At 67.3% G+C, this 18,998-nt stretch carries 19 protein-coding genes; 12 read left to right on the top strand and 7 right to left on the bottom strand.

Annotated features, from left to right (window positions below):
- Together ADBZ5N_RS09855 and ADBZ5N_RS09850 are read right to left on the bottom strand one after the other, a co-directional pair.
- Positions 1 to 835 (bottom strand): FkbM family methyltransferase (locus ADBZ5N_RS09855; protein ID WP_526257310.1); only part of this gene is annotated, 835 nt, incomplete at its 3' end.
- A 71-nt stretch (positions 836 to 906) separates the two neighbouring features.
- On the bottom strand, positions 907 to 1,299 hold the full coding sequence (locus tag ADBZ5N_RS09850) for a hypothetical protein (protein ID WP_526257309.1): 393 nt from the start codon (positions 1,297 to 1,299) through the stop codon (positions 907 to 909).
- Between the two features lie 99 nt (positions 1,300 to 1,398).
- Here ADBZ5N_RS09850 and ADBZ5N_RS09845 point away from each other — a divergent pair, with 99 nt between their 5' ends.
- Entirely contained in the window at positions 1,399 to 1,836 is a 438-nt protein-coding gene (locus tag ADBZ5N_RS09845; RefSeq protein ID WP_526257308.1) for a nitroreductase family deazaflavin-dependent oxidoreductase, read from the top strand.
- A 29-nt stretch (positions 1,837 to 1,865) separates the two neighbouring features.
- On the top strand, positions 1,866 to 3,146 hold the full coding sequence (ilvA, locus tag ADBZ5N_RS09840; protein ID WP_526257307.1) for a threonine ammonia-lyase IlvA: 1,281 nt from the start codon (positions 1,866 to 1,868) through the stop codon (positions 3,144 to 3,146).
- A gap of 23 nt (positions 3,147 to 3,169) precedes the next feature.
- Here ilvA and ADBZ5N_RS09835 read toward each other — a convergent pair whose 3' ends face one another.
- The 3 genes from ADBZ5N_RS09835 to sucT all read right to left on the bottom strand — a co-directional run bounded on the left by ADBZ5N_RS09835 (position 3,170) and on the right by sucT (position 8,024).
- Positions 3,170 to 3,580 (bottom strand): hypothetical protein, encoded by a 411-nt coding sequence (locus tag ADBZ5N_RS09835; protein WP_526257306.1) that lies wholly within the window; start codon positions 3,578 to 3,580, stop codon positions 3,170 to 3,172.
- Between the two features lie 84 nt (positions 3,581 to 3,664).
- Entirely contained in the window at positions 3,665 to 5,791 is a 2,127-nt protein-coding gene (glgX, locus tag ADBZ5N_RS09830; RefSeq protein WP_526257305.1) for a glycogen debranching protein GlgX, read from the bottom strand.
- 61 nt (positions 5,792 to 5,852) lie between these two features.
- On the bottom strand, positions 5,853 to 8,024 hold the full coding sequence (gene sucT / locus ADBZ5N_RS09825) for an acetyltransferase SucT (protein ID WP_526257304.1): 2,172 nt from the start codon (positions 8,022 to 8,024) through the stop codon (positions 5,853 to 5,855).
- 87 nt (positions 8,025 to 8,111) lie between these two features.
- Between sucT and bioA the strand changes: the two genes are divergently transcribed.
- From bioA to ADBZ5N_RS09790, 7 genes are read left to right on the top strand one after another with little or no spacing between them, the layout of a single operon-like run.
- A complete protein-coding gene (gene bioA / locus ADBZ5N_RS09820; RefSeq protein ID WP_526257303.1) occupies positions 8,112 to 9,437 on the top strand; it encodes an adenosylmethionine--8-amino-7-oxononanoate transaminase in 1,326 nt (441 codons plus the stop codon).
- A gap of 36 nt (positions 9,438 to 9,473) precedes the next feature.
- On the top strand, positions 9,474 to 10,616 hold the full coding sequence (gene bioF, locus ADBZ5N_RS09815) for an 8-amino-7-oxononanoate synthase (RefSeq protein ID WP_526257302.1): 1,143 nt from the start codon (positions 9,474 to 9,476) through the stop codon (positions 10,614 to 10,616).
- A complete protein-coding gene (gene bioD, locus ADBZ5N_RS09810) occupies positions 10,613 to 11,284 on the top strand; it encodes a dethiobiotin synthase (protein WP_526257301.1) in 672 nt (223 codons plus the stop codon). The genes bioF and bioD overlap by 4 nt, the downstream gene beginning before the upstream one ends.
- Before the next feature lie 6 nt (positions 11,285 to 11,290).
- Complete coding sequence (locus tag ADBZ5N_RS09805; protein ID WP_526257300.1) at positions 11,291 to 11,500, top strand: hypothetical protein; 210 nt, start codon at positions 11,291 to 11,293, stop codon at positions 11,498 to 11,500.
- 23 nt (positions 11,501 to 11,523) lie between these two features.
- The gene (bioB, locus tag ADBZ5N_RS09800) at positions 11,524 to 12,543 is read left to right on the top strand and encodes a biotin synthase BioB (protein ID WP_526257299.1); all 1,020 of its coding nucleotides are present in this window, start codon (positions 11,524 to 11,526) and stop codon (positions 12,541 to 12,543) included.
- Between the two features lie 3 nt (positions 12,544 to 12,546).
- Positions 12,547 to 12,774 (top strand): biotin synthase auxiliary protein BsaP, encoded by a 228-nt coding sequence (gene bsaP / locus ADBZ5N_RS09795; RefSeq protein ID WP_526257298.1) that lies wholly within the window; start codon positions 12,547 to 12,549, stop codon positions 12,772 to 12,774.
- Positions 12,771 to 13,424 (top strand): DUF2567 domain-containing protein, encoded by a 654-nt coding sequence (locus ADBZ5N_RS09790; protein ID WP_526257297.1) that lies wholly within the window; start codon positions 12,771 to 12,773, stop codon positions 13,422 to 13,424. Before bsaP ends, ADBZ5N_RS09790 begins: the two co-directional genes overlap by 4 nt.
- On the opposite strand, the gene ADBZ5N_RS09785 is transcribed toward ADBZ5N_RS09790, so the two are convergent.
- Together ADBZ5N_RS09785 and ADBZ5N_RS09780 are read right to left on the bottom strand one after the other, a co-directional pair.
- Positions 13,387 to 14,718 (bottom strand): lipase family protein, encoded by a 1,332-nt coding sequence (locus tag ADBZ5N_RS09785; RefSeq protein ID WP_526257296.1) that lies wholly within the window; start codon positions 14,716 to 14,718, stop codon positions 13,387 to 13,389. The two genes, ADBZ5N_RS09790 and ADBZ5N_RS09785, sit on opposite strands and share 38 nt — an antisense overlap.
- A 15-nt stretch (positions 14,719 to 14,733) precedes the next feature.
- A complete protein-coding gene (locus ADBZ5N_RS09780; protein WP_526257295.1) occupies positions 14,734 to 15,453 on the bottom strand; it encodes an NUDIX domain-containing protein in 720 nt (239 codons plus the stop codon).
- A 48-nt stretch (positions 15,454 to 15,501) separates the two neighbouring features.
- On the opposite strand from ADBZ5N_RS09780, the gene nadA reads away from it, so the two are divergent.
- Genes nadA through nadC form a run of 3 tightly spaced genes read left to right on the top strand, consistent with a single transcriptional unit; the run spans position 15,502 to position 18,946 of the window.
- Complete coding sequence (nadA, locus tag ADBZ5N_RS09775; protein WP_526257294.1) at positions 15,502 to 16,545, top strand: quinolinate synthase NadA; 1,044 nt, start codon at positions 15,502 to 15,504, stop codon at positions 16,543 to 16,545.
- Positions 16,542 to 18,092, top strand: coding sequence for an L-aspartate oxidase (locus tag ADBZ5N_RS09770; protein WP_526257293.1), 1,551 nt, complete (start codon positions 16,542 to 16,544; stop codon positions 18,090 to 18,092). The genes nadA and ADBZ5N_RS09770 overlap by 4 nt, the downstream gene beginning before the upstream one ends.
- Positions 18,089 to 18,946 (top strand): carboxylating nicotinate-nucleotide diphosphorylase, encoded by an 858-nt coding sequence (nadC, locus tag ADBZ5N_RS09765; protein ID WP_526257292.1) that lies wholly within the window; start codon positions 18,089 to 18,091, stop codon positions 18,944 to 18,946. Before ADBZ5N_RS09770 ends, nadC begins: the two co-directional genes overlap by 4 nt.
- Positions 18,947 to 18,998: the final 52 nt, after the last annotated feature.

The following is an 18,998-nucleotide window of genomic DNA, read 5'->3' as shown; positions in this document are numbered from 1 at the left end:
AGTAGCGGACGTCGCGACGGGCCCTGTCCAATTCCGGCCCGACGGCCTCCACCTCCCCGCGCCGGACTAGGTAACCCTGCGCCGCCAACTCGTCGGCCCGGTCTGCTTTGCACGCGAACAGGTTGAGCAGATAACCATCAGGGGGCTCGCCAGGGGCGAATGGAGCCAGCACGTCAAGGCCGGGAACCAACCGGTAGGACTGGTAACCCACCCGACTGAAGCGCTCAACCAGTTCGGTTTGCCACTGGTCGCCCACCTTGATCTCGTACAGGACCAGAGGGGCGAGTTCCCGGAAGAACCTCGAACCACCATCCACGATGCGAGTTTCCTCGCCCTCCGCATCGATCTTCAGCAACCTGATATCGCGCCATCCGTACTGGTCCATACACTCGTCCAGGGTGGTGAGACCAACCATCTCGAAGCTTCCTGATGGCACACCGTCACGCGCAAGCGAATTCAGTTCCGAGTTGGCATTGAGAGCCAGACGCGCCTTTCCCGGGGCGCTGGACACTGCCCGTTGGTCGACTACGAGTTGCGCAAATCCGTTTGCCCTGACGGACTCGACCAGCAGGCCGGCGGTACTGGATGCCGGCTCGAAAGCCCAGACGCGTCCACCGGGGCCGACCGCCCGCGCCAGCGACAGGGCGTACACCCCGTAATTGGCCCCGATGTCGATCAGCTGATCGCCGGGCAGCAGCAGTCGACGCAGGAAACCGATCTCGTCCTCGAACCAATCGGCCTGCTCCCGCAACACATACGGCGTGATCAAGTCGACCGAATTGGGTACCACGATTGCGGTGCCATCGGTCATGGACAGCGTCGTGGTGCTGTTCAAAGTGTCTCCCTGTAGTCGCCGCGGAACGCCCAAGGCTCTGAATCAGCCCACACAGTTCAGGGTGATGGAGCCTATGGCCCCGGTTGCGGCTCCTTCTCAGTTACCTGCGCGGCGGCGGTTGCCGGCTGGCTGGCCGACGGGGTCGCCGCCGCTGAGGCTTTCGACTGCGCGGCGGCCGTGCAGTCGAGGTCGAGCAGCACCTCGTTGCCGCCGGTTGTCCCGCTCGATCCCTGCACGGGGAGGGTCTTGGAGCCGGTGACGATGCACTGGGCTGTCGGCACTTGGTCGCCGACTACCGTCCCGACCTTGCTCGTCATGCCGGTCTTAGTGATCGTCTCCCGGGCCTGGGTGTAGGTCTGACCGTTGTACTGGCTGTCGGCCGAAGCGCCCCCTGCACTCCCAAACGCACCGAGTGTCGCCGCGGCGATCACCGCGAGTACACCGCAACCCACGCCTGTTGGCACGTGTGCTGACCTCCTCGTCGAGCCGATTCCCGGCAGTCTGTCGCACCGCCTTGCCCCGACGTTACGCCGGACACGGCAGTCGGCTATAGGGTTTACACCATGCCGCTGACCGGAGAATACGAGCCGAGCACCTCTGACTGGGCCCGCGAGAACGCCGAGTTGTACATGGCGTCCGGCGGCACCGAAGGCACCGACCTCAAGGGCAAGCCCGTCGTACTTCTCACCACAATCGGCGCCAAAACCGGCAAGTTACGCAAGACCCCGTTGATGCGGGTTGAGCACAACGGTGAGTACGCCGTGGTCGCCTCCCTCGGCGGGGCGCCCAAGCACCCGGTGTGGTACTACAACATCACCAAATATCCCCGGGTGGAACTGCAGGACGGCACCGAGTCGGCCGACTACGAAGCCCGTGAGGTATTCGGCGATGAGAAGGCCACCTGGTGGCGGCGCGCGGTGGAGGTCTGGCCCGACTACGCCGACTACCAGCAGAAAACCGATCGGGAGATCCCCTTGTTCGTGCTCACCCCGATTCACTGATTTCCCCCGCCCGGTGGCACCATTAACCGGTGTCCGCCGAGTTGAGCCAGAGTCGCGTGGCCCCGCCACTGAGCGCCGCCGACATTGATGAGGCTGCCCGGCGCATCGCCGACGTCGTCACGCGCACCCCGCTTGAGTACAGCGACCGGCTTTCGGCGATCACCGGCGCTGAGGTCTACCTCAAGCGTGAGGATCTGCAGAGTGTGCGCTCCTACAAGCTGCGCGGCGCCTACAACCTGCTCATGCAACTGACCGATGACGAGCTTCGCGCCGGAGTGGTCTGTTCGTCGGCGGGCAATCACGCCCAGGGTTTCGCGTTGGCCTGCCGACATATGCGCGTTCACGGTCGGGTCTATGTGCCGGCGAAAACTCCCCGGCAGAAGCGCGATCGGATCAGTTACCACGGCGGTGACTTCATCGAGTTGATCGTGGGCGGCGCCGGCTACGACGAGGCCGCCGGCGCTGCCCTCGACGATGTCGCACGCACCGGGGCAACCCTGGTGCCGCCGTACGACGACCCACGCACCATGGCCGGACAGGGCACCATCGCAGTGGAGGTCCTCGACCAACTCGAAGCCGAACCCGACCTGGTGATCGTGGGGGTCGGAGGCGGCGGCTGCATTGCGGGAATCACCACCTATCTGGCTGAGCGGACGTCGACCACCGCGGTGCTGGGCGTCGAGCCGGCCGGTGCGGCGTCGATGATCGCGGCGCTGTCCGCGGGCGGCCCGGTGACCTTGGATGTCGTCGACCAGTTCGTCGATGGAGCAGCGGTCAAGCGGGCCGGCACACTGACCTACCAGGCGCTGGCCGCGGCCGGGGACATGGTGTCGGTCACCACCGTTGACGAGGGCGCGGTGTGCACCGCGATGCTCGACCTCTACCAGAACGAAGGCATCATCGCCGAACCCGCCGGCGCGCTGTCGGTGGCAGCCTTGCTGGAAGCCGACGTTGTGCCGGGATCGACTGTGGTGTGCCTGATCTCGGGCGGCAATAACGACGTCTCCCGCTACGGCGAAGTACTCGAACGGTCTCTGGTGCACAAGGGTCTCAAGCACTATTTCCTGGTCGATTTTCCGCAGGAGCCCGGGGCGCTACGCCGCTTCCTCGACGAGGTCCTCGGTCCGGGCGACGACATCACGCTCTTCGAGTACGTCAAACGCAACAACCGGGACACCGGTGAGGCGCTGGTCGGTATCGAACTCGGTTCGGCGGCCGGCTACGACGGGCTGCGGGCCCGGATGGCCGCCTCGGGGATCGGTGTCGAAGCCCTCGAACCGGGATCACCGGCCTACCGGTACCTGACCTGAGTCCGGCAGCCCCAATCCCGGGTTCACAGCTGAAGGATCGCCGCATCATTGGCCCGGAAGATCGGCTCCAGTGGGACGCCGGCGCGCGCGGCCGCATCGGTGAGAACGGCAGCCCAGCGCCGATCACCGGCGGACACCGGGTCGCGCCCCGGTCGGGTGAGCAGCAGTGCCACCGAGGTCCCAGCCTCGAAGTCCCCATCAAGGAGAACCGCCAAGCCGACCAAGAGGCTGTCGGTGATGTCCCGATGCGGGCAGGCGCCGACGGCCACCTGACTGAGGACCTTGTTCATGCGTCGATCGGGGCCGACGAAGCCGACCCACAGCAGCCGCTCGCCGAATCCCAACGGCCCCATCAGCGCCCGCCAGCGCTGCAGCATATCGTCGGCGCAATGCACCGGGTCGGTCGCGGTGTCGATCGAAGGTAACGGTGTCATGGGCCCGATGGTGGCTGATCCGGAGCCCGGGCGGTTACCTCAATCCACAGCCGTGCGCAGCACCGCCGACGAATGCGCCGACCGCTAGGCGATCTTTTTCAGCACCAGAACCGAGCGGCCCTCGACCGTGATGGCTGTCCCGGCGGGTACATGGCGCTCGATGGACTCCCACGGGTCGAAGGTGTCGATCACGGTTTTCCACAGCCTGGCGTAGGGGCCATCAGGAATGGTGAACTCCACCGCGTAGGCGTGGGCGTTGAAGCACAGCAGAAACGAGTCGTCGACGATACGTTCGCCGCGCGCATCAGGTTCCCTCAGTGCCTCGCCGTTGAGCCCGACAGCCACCGACTTGATACCGGAGTGCCAGTCGTCGGAGCTCATTTCCACGCCGTCTCGGGTCAGCCAGTAGATGTCGCGCATTTGATGACCGTGGTGCGAGGGCCGACCGTCGAAGAAGCGGCGCCGGCGGAATACCGGGTGGGCCTTGCGCAGGGCGGTCACCCTGCGGGTGAACTCGAGCATGTCGGCGTACTCATCGGCACCCGCCCAGTCGATCCAGGTGATCTCGTTGTCCTGGCAGTAGCCGTTGTTATTGCCACGCTGGGTGCGGCCGACCTCGTCGCCGTGGCTGATCATCGGCGTGCCCTGCGACACCATCAGCGTGACCATGATGTTGCGCATCTGTCGGTGCCGCAAAGCGATGATCTCCGGATCCTCGGTTGGTCCCTCCACCCCACAGTTCCAGGACCGGTTGTGGTTCTCCCCGTCGCGGTTGTGCTCGCCGTTGGCGTCGTTGTGTTTCTCGTTGTAGGACACCAGATCCGCGAGAGTGAATCCGTCGTGACAGGTGACGAAGTTGATACTGGCGATCGGCCGCCGACCGGTGACCTCGTAGAGATCCGACGACCCGGTCAGCCGGGAGGCGAATTCGCCCAGTGCCGCCGGTTCGCCGCGCCAGTAGTCCCGGACGGTGTCGCGGTATTTGCCGTTCCACTCGGTCCACAGCCCGGGGAAGTTGCCCACCTGGTAGCCGCCTTCGCCGATGTCCCACGGTTCAGCAATGAGTTTCACCTGGCTGATGACCGGATCCTGCTGGATGATGTCGAAGAACGCCGAAAGTCGGTCGACTTCGTAGAACTCCCGGGCCAGCGTGGAGGCCAAGTCGAAGCGGAACCCGTCGACGTGCATGTCGAGCACCCAGTACCGCAGCGAATCCATGATGAGTTGCAGCGTGTGCGGGTGGCGGACGTTGAGGCTGTTGCCGGTTCCGGTGAAGTCCTTGTAGAGCGCCGGATCGGAGTCGAGCAGTCGATAGTAGGCAGCGTTGTCGATGCCGCGGAAGTTCACAGTCGGGCCGAGGTGGTCGCTCTCGGCGGTGTGGTTGTAGACCACGTCGAGGATCACTTCGATGCCGGCGTCGTGGAACGCCCGCACCATCGACTTGAACTCGCCTACCGCGCCTGCGGCGTGCTGGTTGAACGCGTACTCGGCGTGCGGAGCGAAAAATCCGAATGTGTTGTAGCCCCAATAGTTTCGCAACCCGAGGTCAAGCAACCGCTTGTCATTCATGAACTGATGCACGGGCATGAGTTCGATCGCTGTGACGTTGAGCGACTTGAGGTGGTCGACCACCGCCGGATGCGCCAACCCGGCGTAGGTGCCGCGCAGTTCTTCCGGTACCCCCGGGTGGGTCTGGGTCATACCCTTGACGTGTGTCTCGTAGATGATCGTCTCGTGGTAGGGCGTGCGGGGTGGGTGATCTGAACCCCATTCGAAGAACGGGTTGATCACGACACTGGTCATGGTGTGCCCCAGCGAGTCGACTCGCGGCGGTTCGTCGCCCCCGGCCAGGTCGTAGGAGTACAGGGCCTGGGTGAAGTCGAAGTTTCCCTCGAAGGATTTGCCGTACGGGTCGAGCAGCAACTTGCTGGGGTCACAACGCAGTCCGACGGCCGGATCCCACGGCCCGTGCACCCGGAAGCCGTACCGCTGGCCCGGCGCGGCGGTCGGCAGGTAGGCGTGCCAGACGAAGCCGTCGACCTCATCGAGGTTGATACGCGTTTCCACGCTGCGGTCGTCGATAAGGCACAACTCCACCCTCTCGGCGACCTCGGAGAAGACCGAGAAGTTGGTGCCGGCCCCGTCGTAGGTCGCACCGAGGGGATACGGGGTTCCAGGCCACACGGCCCGGTGAGCTTCGCGCGGCGGCATGATCAGACCCTATCGGCGACGACCGTCCCGCGTGGGCTGGAACAAAGCCGAATCTGTCTCCTCACCACCAACCGGTGGCTTCACCGATCTGCCGGCCCAGTTCGGGGGTCATGGTGCGCATGTAAGACGCCGACAGGTGATGGGCATCGTGGTAGACGAGCACATTGCCCTCGATGGCCCGGCAGATGTCCTCCCGGCAGACCGCGTCGCTCATATCCAGTGCCTTAAGCATCGGGAACCGGCCGACGAAATCCAACGTCGGGTTGCGATCCGAGAGCACCTTGGAACGCTTGATCCCGCACGACACCGCATCACCGCCCTCAGCCAGGCAATCCGCGGGTATGAACGGTTCCCCGTTACGAGTCAGCCACGGAGTGTCCCGCACACCCAGAATCGGAATTCCATTCTCCGAGAGTTCCTTCCAGATCCCGATGTAGGTTCCCGGCATGGTGTCGCCGGGTTTGGTGTTCCACGGCCGGGTCGAGGTGGTGAACACGTAATCGGGGCGATCTGTGATCAGCTTGCCCATCACCCGCTCGTTCCACTGCCGGCAATTCGGGTAGGGGCGGTTGTCGCCCATCACCACAGGCCGCGGTTCGGTGGTCAGCGGGCAACCCATCTTCAGGTAGGTGACGACCTTGAAGTTGTGCTCCTTGCCGAGGATGTCCAACGCGGTGATCCAGTGCTCGGCATGCGAACCGCCCGCGAGGGCGATCGTCCGATCGGCCGTCAGATCCCCGTAGGTGCAGTTGATGATGCCGACATTGCCGAAATCACTGATACATCCGTCGCTGGTGGACGGCGGAACGTCGTCGGCAGCTTCCAACACGGTGGGGCGGAACGGGAGGTCCGGAACTTTGGTGTCGTTGATAAGCGCCCGCGCGCCGGGATATCCGTCCGGCGCCAGCGCAGCCAATTCCTTGCCGTCGGCCCGCTGGTCGGCCATCCGTTCGCGCCAGGTGAAGGAGGTGACGGTCAGGGTCACCGCGAGCAGGGCCACCGCAGTGCCGCCGATAAGGGTCGGCCGGCCCAGCCGCGCCAGCAACGACGTATCGGCGGTCGCGGTCTGGGGATAGCGCAGTGGCTCCTCGACGAACCGCATCGTCAGGTAGGCCAACAGCCCGGACACCAGCAGGATCACCAGACCGTCGGTGAACGTGGCGCGCGTTTCGCCGGTGTAAGCCAGCCAGAAGATGAGCAGCGGCCAGTGCCACAGATACAACGCGTAGGCCATCGCGCCAAGCCTGACCAGCGGCCGGCTGGCCAGCAGCCGGTTGGGCAGCGGGAGCCGTCCGGCCGTGGACGGCCGAGCCGTCCGATTGGCGCCCGCCAGGATGAGCAGCATCGTGGCACCGACCGGCACCAAGGCCCAGGCACCCGGAAATTCGTGCACCCCGTCGATCAGCACCCCGCACAGCAGAATCGTCGTCAGCCCGAGGGCGGCCAGCAGGGTGCGCACGCGCATCGGCCAGTCGACGAACGGCAGGAACGCCCCGATGAGTACCCCGATCAGCAGTTCCCAGGCGCGGGCGAAGCTGTTGTAGTAGGCGGTGATCTGGTCGGACTGGTGGGCGACGATCGCGTAGACGAACGACGCCACGGTCAGACCGCCGAGCAGAACGACAAACACCGCACGCAGCCGCCGCGGACCCAGCGGTCGCCGCAGCAGCGCAGCGACGACCAGGACCAGCAGCAGGAAGGCGAGGTAGAACTGGCCCTGCACCGACATCGACCAGATGTGCTGCAGGGGGGACACCGCCTCGCCGGCGCGCCGGTAGTCAGCGGCCGTCGCGGCCAACTCCCAGTTCTGGTAGTAGCCGAGGCTGGCCAGGGTCTGGTCGGCGAACGTCTCCCACCGGGTCTGCGGTTGCACCAGCACGGTCAGCACTCCGGCCGCTGCGAGCACCACGATCAGCGCCGGCAGCAGCCGCCGCGCCAACCGCTTGACATGCGGCCACGGCGATAGCGATGAGCCCGGGGTTAGCACATGGCGCAACAGGGAACTGCCGAAGAAGAAGCCGGACAATGCCAGGAAGACGTCGACGCCGCCGGACACCCGGCCGAACCACACGTGGAAGATCGCCACGAGGGCAATCGCCACTCCGCGCAACCCATCCAGATCGTGGCGATACAGAACCGACCGACGCGGCGCCGGAGCCGGGTCGGTCGGGCACGAAGCAGTAGGCCCCGGTGCGGTGGTCTCCGACGGCCGGGTCAAAGTGGGGGTGGCCATGGTTGCCGCTCAATCTATCAATTCGGCCGACCACTTCCGTGCCGGCGGAGATCTTCCCACCGCGCTGCCGACGTTAGGCTTGCCGATGTGTCGGCGTTGACTCCGCAGCAGATCAGCGCCATCGATGCCGCGCACGTCTGGCATCCGTACAGCACGATCCGCGGCCCGGGCTCTGTTGCCGACTTGGGGGGCGGCTCCGGGGTCTTCCCGCCGGTCGTCGCGGTGGGCGCCAAAGGAGCCTGGCTGACCGTGGTCCGGGACGGATCCGAGATCCGCGTGCTCGACGCGATGGCCTCCTGGTGGACGGCCCTGCACGGTCACGGCCATCCGGTTCTGGACGCCGCGATCACCCGGCAACTGCAGACGATGAACCACGTGATGTTCGGCGGACTGACCCACGAACCCGCCGCCCGACTGGCCCAACTACTGGTGGACATCACCCCTGTCGGCCTGGATACGGTGTTCTTCTCCGACTCCGGTTCGGTCGCCGTCGAGGTGGCGGCGAAGATGGCTCTGCAGTATTGGCGCAGCACCGGACAGTTCGGCAAACGCCGACTGATGACCTGGCGCGGCGGCTATCACGGAGACACCTTCACGCCGATGAGCGTCTGCGACCCCGATGGCGGCATGCACACCCTGTGGCGCGACGTTCTGGCCGAACAGGTCTTCGCGCCGGCGGTGCCCACCGAGTATGACCCCGGATATGTTCACGCGTTCGAGGCTCAATTGTCCTCGTGTGCTGATCAACTCGCGGCGGTGATCGTCGAACCGGTGGTTCAGGGCGCGGGCGGGATGCGCTTCCACGACCCGCGCTATCTGGCCGATCTGCGGGCCATCTGCGACCGCCACGGGGTGTTGTTGATCTTTGACGAGATCGCCACCGGATTCGGCCGAACCGGCGAACTGTTCGCCGCCGATCACGCGGGGATCAGCCCGGACATCATGTGCGTGGGCAAAGCATTGACCGGCGGCTACATCACATTGGCGGCGACCCTGTGCACCCGGGGCATCGCCGAGACCATCAGCACCGGGCAGGCCGGGGCGCTGATGCACGGCCCTACCTTCATGGCCAACCCGCTGGCCTGTGCTGTGGCGGTGGCCTCGGTGGAACTGCTGCTCGACCAGGACTGGCGGGCCCGCGTCGGGGCGATCGGATCCGGTCTGGCCGACGGACTCGAACCGGCCCGGGCCGTGCCGCAGGTCGCTGACGTCCGGGTATTCGGGGCGATCGGGGTGATCGAAACCGTCCGGCCCGTCGACCTCGCCGCGGCCACCCCGGTGGCACTGGACCACGGCGTCTGGCTACGCCCGTTCCGCAACCTCATCTACGCGATGCCGCCGTTCATATGCACCGACGCCGAGGTCGAACAGATCACCTCAGCGATGGTCGCGGTCGCTCGCGCCGTCGGGTAGTGGCGGCCGACGAGCGCGTCCTAGGGTAGAGGTGTAATGACGGGTACCGAGATTTCGCCGCTGGCCTGGCTGGACGACGCGCAACAGCAACGCCGGCAGGCCGGGCTGCGCCGGGCATTGCGGCCACGGCCGGCAGTCGGTTGCGAGGTTGACCTGGCCTCCAACGATTACCTGGGTCTGGCGCAGCACCCGGAGGTGATCGACGCCGGGGTGCGCGCCCTGCGCACCTGGGGCGCCGGGTCGACCGGATCGCGGCTGGTCACCGGAAACACCGAATTGCACGAAGAGTTCGAGCAGTCGCTGGCCGACTTCGTCGGTGCGCCGGCGGGACTGGTGTTCTCCTCCGGCTACACAGCCAATCTCTCTGCGCTGGTGAGTCTTTCGGGTCCCGGTTCACTTGTTGTGTCCGACGCAGCCGCCCACGCCTCCCTGGTGGACGGGTGCCGGTTGTCGCGGGCACGGGTGGTGGTGACCCCCCATCTCGATGTCGACGCCGTCGAGGCCGCACTGGCCGGGCGGGACGAGGAACGCGCCGTCGTTGTCACCGACTCGGTCTTCAGCACCGACGGAGCCCTGGCCCCGGTGCAGCAGCTGTACGACCTGTGTCGTACCCACCGGGCAGTCCTGCTGGTCGACGAGGCCCACGGACTCGGAGTGCGGGGTAGCGGCGGCCGCGGGTTAGTGCATGAAACGGGACTGGCCGGCGCACCCGAGGTGGTGATGACGACCACCCTGTCCAAAGCGCTGGGCAGCCAGGGCGGCGCGGTGCTCAGCTCGCCGGCACTGCGCGACCACCTGATCAACACGGCCCGTCCGTTCATCTTCGACACCGGACTGGCACCGGCCTGCGTCGGTGCCGCGCAGGGGGCGTTGCGGGTCCTGGCCGATGAGCCGTGGCGGGCGCAGGCCGCCCTCGATCATGCCGGCTTCCTCGCCCGAGTGTGCGCGGTCGACGCCCGGCCGCAGTCCGCGGTGGTGTCGGTGATCCTCGGCGACCCGGACAGTGCGGTCGCAGCGGCGGCGGCCTGTCTGGAAGCCGGTGTGCGGGTGGGCTGTTTCCGCCCCCCGACGGTTGAAGTGGGGACGTCACGGTTGCGGCTGACGGCCCGGGCTTCGCTGACCGGCGAGGAACTCGACCTGGCCGGCCAGGTGCTGACTGCGGTGCTTGTCGGCCGGTGAGCATTCTCATCGTCACCGGCACCGGCACCGGGGTGGGCAAGACGATCGCCACCGCCGCGCTGGCCAGTTTCGCACTGGGCAGCGGTATCCCGGTGGCGGTGTGTAAACCGGTCCAGACCGGCGCGCCAGACGACGATCTCGCCGAAGTGGCTCGGCTGGCCGGGGTGCGCACGCTGGTCTCGGTGGCCCGCTATCCCGAGCCGCTGGCCCCGGCGGCGGCCGCGGAGCGCTCCGGCCGGTCGCTACCGTCGGCGCAGGAGATTCTGGCGGCGATCCGGGCTGTCGATGAACCCGGTCGGCTGACGCTGGTGGAGGGGGCTGGCGGTCTGCTGGTGGAACTGGCGGCCGGCGGAGTGACCCTTCGCCACATCGCCGCGGAGTTGGCGGCGCCGGTGTTGGTGGTCTGCGCCCCGGGCCTGGGCACTCTCAACCACACGGCCCTGACAGTGGAAGCACTCGCCGGCCACAGCGTGTCCTGTGCCGGCCTGGTGATCGGCAGTTGGCCTTCCGATCCGGGTGCCGCCGAAACCTACAACCGCGACGCTCTAGCACGGCTGGCTCCGGTCCGGGCGGTGCTGCCGGGTGGAGCCGGGGCACTCCCACCCGTGGAGTTCGCCGAGATGAGCCGCCAGGCGTTTGATGCCCGCTGGGTGGCAGGTCTGCCCTGAGTTGGCGTGTGCCTGCCCTACATCGACGGGGAGCCGCTCGCCCACTGCCGGCATGGCCAGTGGACTCCGCACGCCACTCTCGGGCGGCGGTTCGTCGAACAGATCGGTACCGCGATCGCCGTCACCAGCGGCGGCCGCACCGAACTGGCCGCCGAGGCGACCGGACTGCGTCGATGGGACTCCGACCAGCGGGTCGACCATCTGCTGGTGGGGTGAGCCGGTGCACTAACCTGTGCTGCGTGACCCAGGCAGCCGGCCCGACTAGCTCAGACATCCTCGCCCAGGCCCGCGAACAGGTTTTGCAGCGCGGCGAAGGACTGTCCCGCGAGCAGGTGCTGGCGGTCCTGCGACTGCCTGACGACCGGCTCGAGGAACTGCTGGCACTGGCACATGAGGTCCGGATGCGCTGGTGCGGACCCGAGGTCGAAGTCGAAGGCATCATCAGTCTCAAAACCGGTGGCTGCCCCGAGGATTGCCATTTCTGTGCACAGTCGGGGCTGTTCGCCTCGCCCGTCCGCAGCGCCTGGCTGGACGTCCCCAGTCTGGTTGAGGCCGCCAAGCAGACCGCCAAGACCGGCGCCACCGAGTTCTGCATCGTTGCCGCCGTCCGTGGCCCCGACGAGCGGCTGCTGGCACAGGTGGCCGCGGGCATCGAAGCCATCCGCAACGAGGTCGAGATCCACATCGCCTGCTCGCTGGGCATGCTCACCCAGGAGCAGGTGGACCGACTCGCCGCGATGGGCGTGCACCGCTACAACCACAACCTGGAGACTGCGCGGTCGTTCTTTCCCCACGTGGTGACCACTCACACCTGGGAAGAACGCTGGGAAACCTTGCAGATGGTTCGTGAGGCAGGCATGGAGGTGTGCTGCGGGGGAATTCTCGGAATGGGCGAAACCCTTGAGCAGCGTGCCGATTTCGCCGCCGAACTCGCCGAGTTGAACCCGCACGAGGTGCCGCTGAACTTCCTCAATCCCAGGCCGGGCACGCCGTTCGGCGATCTGGAGGTCATGCCCGCTGCCGAGGCGCTCAAAGCGGTCGCGGCATTCCGCCTGGCGCTGCCGCAGACGATGTTGCGGTTCGCCGGCGGCCGCGAGATCACCCTCGGTGATCTCGGTGCAAAACAAGGCATTCTGGGCGGGATCAACGCCGTCATCGTCGGCAACTATCTGACCACGCTGGGTCGGCCCGCCGAGGCGGACCTGGAACTGCTCGAGGATCTGCAGATGCCGATCAAGGCCCTCAACGCCAGCCTATAAATGATGACCGATCAGCTGCCGGCGCCGGTTGGTGCTGGCGTGTACAACGTCTACACCGGCGAACTGCACGGTGAGACCGAACCGGTCACCGCGCAACTCGGCCTGGAGCCGCCACGGTTCTGCGCGGCGTGCGGCCGGAGGATGGTGGTGCAGGTACGCCCGGACGGATGGTGGGCGCAGTGTTCACGCCATGGCCGCGTCGACTCGGCCGACCTGGACGCCCGACGATGACCGTCCCGTCACGGCGGTCGCGCGGCGTCGCCGCACTGAGCGTCGTTGCCGGGCTTATCTTGTCCGGTGCCGCACTGGGCGCTGCGTGGGCCTCGATCGCGCCACCGATCCACACCATCACCGGGCTGACCAAGTCCGGTGAGCGGGTGGACGCCTTCCTCGGCAAGGAAGCCGACAACCAGTTCGTCGCGGTAGCGATCCTGATCGGCTTGCTGGCCACGCTGGCGATCGTCTCGGCGGTGCTGGTGTGGCAGTGGCGCGCCCATCGTGGACCGGTGCTGGCCTTCGCGCTGTGGGCCGGCCAGCTGGGTGCGGCCGCGGCCGCCGCCGGTGCCGGTGCGTGGCTGGCGCACCGGCGTTATGGCACCCCGGATCGTGCAGGGGCGTCGCTGACTCCGGAGAGCCGGGTGGCCTACTTCACCGAGGCGCCGCCGGTTTTTCCGGGACACCACCCGTTGCAGATTGCGGTGACCCTGCTGCTGCCGGCGGCGTTGGCAGCACTGGTCTATGCGCTCATGACGGTGGCCACCCCGCGCGACGATCTGGGTGCCTGGCCGCCACAGAACCGTCAGGCACCGCCGATGGACCTGCACCCTTGGCCGGGCGCCCCTCTTAGAGCGGACGGAACGGAACCCGTCCGCCGGTTATGACCCGGGCCACGATGCGGCTCAGCCGCACCATGCCCGGATAGGTGATCGGATTGAACAGCGTCGGCCACGTGGTCCGGATGATGTGGGCGTCCAACGGCCGGTCGTTGAATCGGTCGGTGAGCCAGCGCAGCGTCATGGGCGCCGACATCGGGTGCAGCAGCATGTGCTCGCTGAACAAGTCCCGGTGGTAGGTAACCCGCGCACCACCCTCGGCGTAGAGGTGCGCCAGTTCGTCGATGTCGTCGACGTTGATCACCGAGTCGTGAACGGCCTGGACGATTAACACCGGGGGAGTCGGCGCGGTACCGCCCAGTCGGATGTCGTCGAAGACATGCCGAACTTCCGGCATGGCCAACACATCCTCGAGTGGGGGGTGCACCCACCGGTCCATATCGTGTCGGAAGTGCCGGATCAGGGCGGCGCCGGTGCTCAGGTCCTCCAGGCGGTCCAGAAATCCCAATCCGGATTCGGTGGCGTTCTCCTCGATCACCCGGTTCAAGTCGGGATAGGCCTTGCGCAGCGCCGCCACCACCAGAGCCGGTAGTGCCGCGAACCTGGTGCCGTTGAGCCGGCGGAAGGTATTGCCGAGGTTGCCCACCGGCGAGCCGAGCACGGCGCCAACGATATTCAGTTCCGGGGCATAGGCGTCGTACACCTCGGCGGCCCACGCGCTGGCCAGACCACCCCCGGAGTAGCCCCACAATCCGACCTTGCTGTCCGAGGCCAGTCCGAACCGCTCGAAGTTCAACGTAGCGCGCAGTCCGTCCAGCACCCGGTAGCCCGGCTCGAGCGGAGTGCCCCACATCCCGTGGGGGCCCTCATGGTCTGGGACGGAGACCACCCAGCCCTCGGCGAGCGCTGCGGCCATCAGGAGAAACTCAAACTGGGCCAGCGACCCCACCGCCTTGGCGCGTCTGCGCAGCGCGTAGGACGGGAAGCAGCGGGAGGAGACGGCGTCGATCGCGCACTGGTAGGACACCACGTGCCGGGGATGGTGGTGGGTATGACCGGCCGGAACCAGCACCGTGGTGACGGTGGCTTCGGGTTGGCCGTGCCGGTCGGTGGTGCGGTAGAGCAACTGGGTGGCCCGAACCCGCTGCGGGATAAGGGAGAGGAAGCCCAACTCAACGTCCCGGGACCGCAGCACGGTGCCGGGCGCAGCGTGCTGGAAGCCCGACGGCGGGGTAAAGAAGGGGTCCCGCGAGGGGAGGACGGGCCGGTGGCCGCGCTCAAGCTCCTCATGCGGCGCCCGACCGATCCATTCGGGGCGCAGCGCCCCGTCCGCGGTTGTCATTGCGCTATTTCTACCTTAAGAGGGCTCTAAGAATCCAGTCGGCGTCCCGGGTGGCTTCAGCGCGGCGAACTCGTCGGTGACCCTCAGGCGGGAATCGGTGAAGCGGTACAACGCCGCCGGGCGTCCGCCACTGCGGCCGGGGTGGGCGGTGGTGCCGGTGCGGGTGATCACACCGCGACGGGCGAGGACCCGTTGCAGGTTGGTGGCGTCGACCTGGTAGCCGAGCGCTGCGCCGTAGATGTCACGCAGTGTCGACAGAGCGAATTGCTCTGGCGCCAGGGCGAATCCGATGTTGGTGTAGGACAGCTTGGCGGCCAGCCGGGAATGGGCGTAGGCCAGCATGGGCCCGTGGTCGAAGGCCATCTGCGGCAGGCTGCGTACCGGATGCCAGCGGGTGTCCGGGGGCAGGGCGGGCGTGGCGGGGGAGGGCACCAGGCCAAGGAATGCCGAGGCGATCACCCGCCCGCCGGGCACCCGCTGCGGTTCGGAGAAGACCGCGAGCTGTTCCAGGTGGGTCACCTCGCGCAAATCGACCTTCTCGGCGAGTTGGCGGCGCACCGAACTGCTGAGATCCTCGTCGTCGCGGACCTGGCCACCGGGCAGTGACCATTTGCCCGACTCCGGCTCCTGAGCTCGCTGCCACAACAGCACGCTGAGGTCGGGTTTGCCAGATGTGAGGCCGCGGACCTGGAATACAACGGCGAGCGCCTCGTGTTGAGTGTTAACATGAGGCATGTTTTCGATTGTAGATCGAAAACTTCGAACCCAGACAGGAGTCGTGCCATGACGGTTGTCACTCCGACGGAGGTGGGCACCCTTGCCGACCGCATCACCGACGGTCCGGGCGGCTATACCGGCGTCGAGGCCGATGAGCGGTGGGCCGCGGAGGTCCGCCGACTGGCCACCCTGCGCAATGCGACGATCCTGGCGCACAACTACCAACTGCCGGCGATCCAGGATGTCGCCGACCACGTCGGGGACTCCCTGGCGCTGTCCCGCATCGCCGCCGAGGCGCCCGAGGACACCATCGTGTTCTGCGGCGTGCACTTCATGGCCGAGACCGCCAAGATCCTCAGCCCTGAGAAGACTGTGCTCATTCCGGATCAGCGGGCCGGCTGCTCGTTGGCCGACTCCATCACCGCCGAGGAACTCCAGGCCTGGAAAGACGATTTCCCCGGCGCTGTCGTCGTCTCCTATGTCAACACCACCGCAGCGGTGAAGGCTCTGACCGACATCTGCTGCACCTCGTCTAATGCCGTGGAGGTGGTGGAGTCGATTCCCGCCGACCGTGAGGTGCTGTTCTGCCCGGATCAGTTCCTCGGCGCCCATGTGAAACGGATGACTGGCCGCAAAAACCTGCACATCTGGGCCGGCGAATGTCATGTGCACGCCGGGATCAACGGCGATGAACTCACCGCCCAGGCTCGCAGCCACCCGGATGCCGAACTATACGTCCACCCCGAATGCGGTTGTGCCACGTCGGCGCTGTATCTGGCCGGTGAGGGCGCCTTCCCGCAGGAGCGGGTGAAGATCTTGTCCACCGGCGGGATGTTGGACGCTGCCCGAGCATCGAACGCCCGGCAGGTCCTAGTGGCCACCGAGGTCGGGATGCTGCACCAGTTACGGCGGGCCGCACCCGGTATCGACTTCCAGGCGGTCAACGACCGCGCCTCCTGTAAGTACATGAAGATGATCACCCCCGCGGCACTGCTGCGGAGTCTGGCCGACGGCGCCGACGAGGTTGACGTGGACCCCGAGACCGCCCGCCGCGCCCGGGCCAGCGTGCAGCGCATGATCGAGATCGGCCAGCCCGGCGGCGGGGAATGAGCACCGCCGGATGCGGTGGCGCAGCCCAGTGGCAGCAGCGTGCCGACGTCGTCGTGATCGGTACCGGCGTGGCCGGACTTGCCGCGGGCCTGGCAGCACACCGGAAAGGCGCTCGTACCGTCATCCTGAGCAAGGCCGACGACACCGCGACCTTCTACGCTCAGGGCGGTATCGCGGTGGTGCTGCCGTTCACCGATGACACGGTGGACTCCCACGTTGCCGACACCCTGGCTGCCGGGGCGGGGCTGTGTGAGCCCGAGGCGGTCCGCTCCATCGTCGCCGACGGCTACCGCGCGGTGGCCGACCTGATTGCCGACGGCGCCCGCTTCGATGAATCCGCGCCCGGCCAGTGGGCGCTGACCCGTGAGGGCGGGCATTCCCGCCGGCGCATCATGCACGCCGGGGGCGACGCCACCGGTGCGGAGGTTCAGCGCGCCCTTGACCTCGCCGCCGCCGCCTTGGACATCCGGCGCAATCACGTTGCGCTGCAGGTGCTCCACGATGAATCGGGCGTCACCGGAGTGCTGGTGCGTAACGACGACGGGCTGGGCGTGATCCACAGCCCCTCGGTGATCATGGCCACCGGCGGTCTGGGCCACCTGTACCGGGCCACCACCAACCCGGAGGGCTCCACCGGCGACGGGATCGCGCTGGCATTGTGGGCCGGCGTCGGAATCACCGATCTGGAATTCATCCAGTTCCACCCGACCATGTTGTACGACCCGCTCGGCACCGGCCGTCGCCCGCTGATCACCGAGGCGCTGCGCGGGGAGGGCGCGGTGCTGCGCGACGCCCGCGGGGACTCTGTCACGGCCGGCGTCCATCCGATGGGTGACCTGGCTCCCCGCGATGTGGTGGCCGCGGCGATCGACGCCCGGCTGCGGCAGACCGGCGACGCGTGCGTGTACTTGGACGCCCGGTCCATCGAGCGCTTCGAACAGCGATTCCCCACCGTCACCGCGGCCTGCCACGCCGCCGGTATCGACCCGAGCCGCCAACCTATCCCGGTGGTTCCCGGCGCCCATTACAGCTGCGGCGGCGTGCGCACCGACGTGTACGGGCGTACCGAACTGCCTGGGCTTTTCGCCGCCGGTGAGGTGGCTCGCACCGGTATGCATGGAGCCAACCGGCTGGCCTCCAACAGCCTGTTGGAGGGGCTGGTCGTCGGCGGCCGGGCGGGCCGTACCGCGGCCGATCATGCCCGCTGCGTCGGATCACCGATAGCTAAACCCAAAGCGGTCCAGCATGATTCGCTGTATCGGCCCGTCCTGCAAAAGGCGATGACCCGGTGGGCGTCGGTGGTCCGCGACGGCGACGGCCTGCGTGAGTTGGCCGACACCCTGGAGAACGCTCCGACCCGCGGCATTGGAACGCGAACGGACTTCGAGGATGCCGCGCTGACCGCTACAGCGCGGGCCGTCGCCGCCGCGGCACTGGCCCGCACCGAGAGCCGGGGCTGTCACCACCGCGCGGACTACCCCGATACCGACCCGGCCCAGGCCGTCAGTCGCACCGTCGGCGACACCGCCGTCGCGCCCCTGCCATGAGCCTCACGCCCGACGAGAGGGCTGACGCTCTACGTACCATCCGGCGCGGTCTGGAAGAGGATCTGCGGTACGGGCCCGACGTCACCACCATGGCGACCGTCCGCGCCGATGCCACTACCAAGGCCGCCGTGGTCGCGCGCGAACCCGGGGTAGCCGCCGGTGTCGAGGTAGCCGCCATGGTCCTCGATGAGGTGCTGGGGCCCGACGGATACCAACTGCACGAGAGTGTGCCGGACGGCACCCGACTGCAACCCGGTCAGCCGCTGCTGACCATGCAGGCCGGCACCCGCGGCCTGCTCACCGCCGAGCGGACGCTGCTGAACCTGGTCTGTCACCTATCCGGGATCGCGACCGCGACCGCGACCTGGGTCGATGCCGTCGACGGGACCAGGGCCCGCATCCGGGACACCCGCAAGACCCTGCCGGGGCTGCGCGCCCTGCAGAAGTACGCGGTGCGGGTTGGCGGCGGGGTCAACCATCGGATGGGTCTGGGGGATGCCGCGCTGATCAAGGACAACCACGTCGCCGCCGCCGGGTCGGTGGTGGCCGCCCTTCGCGCAGTCCGGGAAGCTACCCCGGACCTGCCGTGCGAGGTCGAGGTGGACACCCTCGAGCAACTCGACGAGGTACTCGGCGAGGATGTGCAGCTGATCCTGCTGGACAACTTTCCGGTGTGGCAGACCCAGATCGCTGTGCAGCGCAGGGACTCCCGCGCGCCGGGTGTGCTGCTGGAGTCCTCGGGTGGACTGTCGCTGGAGACCGCCGCGGAGTACGCCGGGACCGGGGTTGACTACCTCGCCGTCGGGGCGCTCACCCACTCGGTGCGGGTACTCGACATCGGTCTGGATATGTAGGCCGGAACGGTCAGATCGGCATCCGGTAACCGAAATACTCCTGATCCTCGTT

The sequence above is a fragment of the Mycobacterium sp. genome (genome assembly GCF_044370595.1).
Taxonomy (GTDB): Bacteria; Actinomycetota; Actinomycetes; order Mycobacteriales; family Mycobacteriaceae; genus Mycobacterium.
Note: the sequence above shows the minus strand (reverse complement) of the source record. Positions and strands in the feature narration are given on the sequence as shown.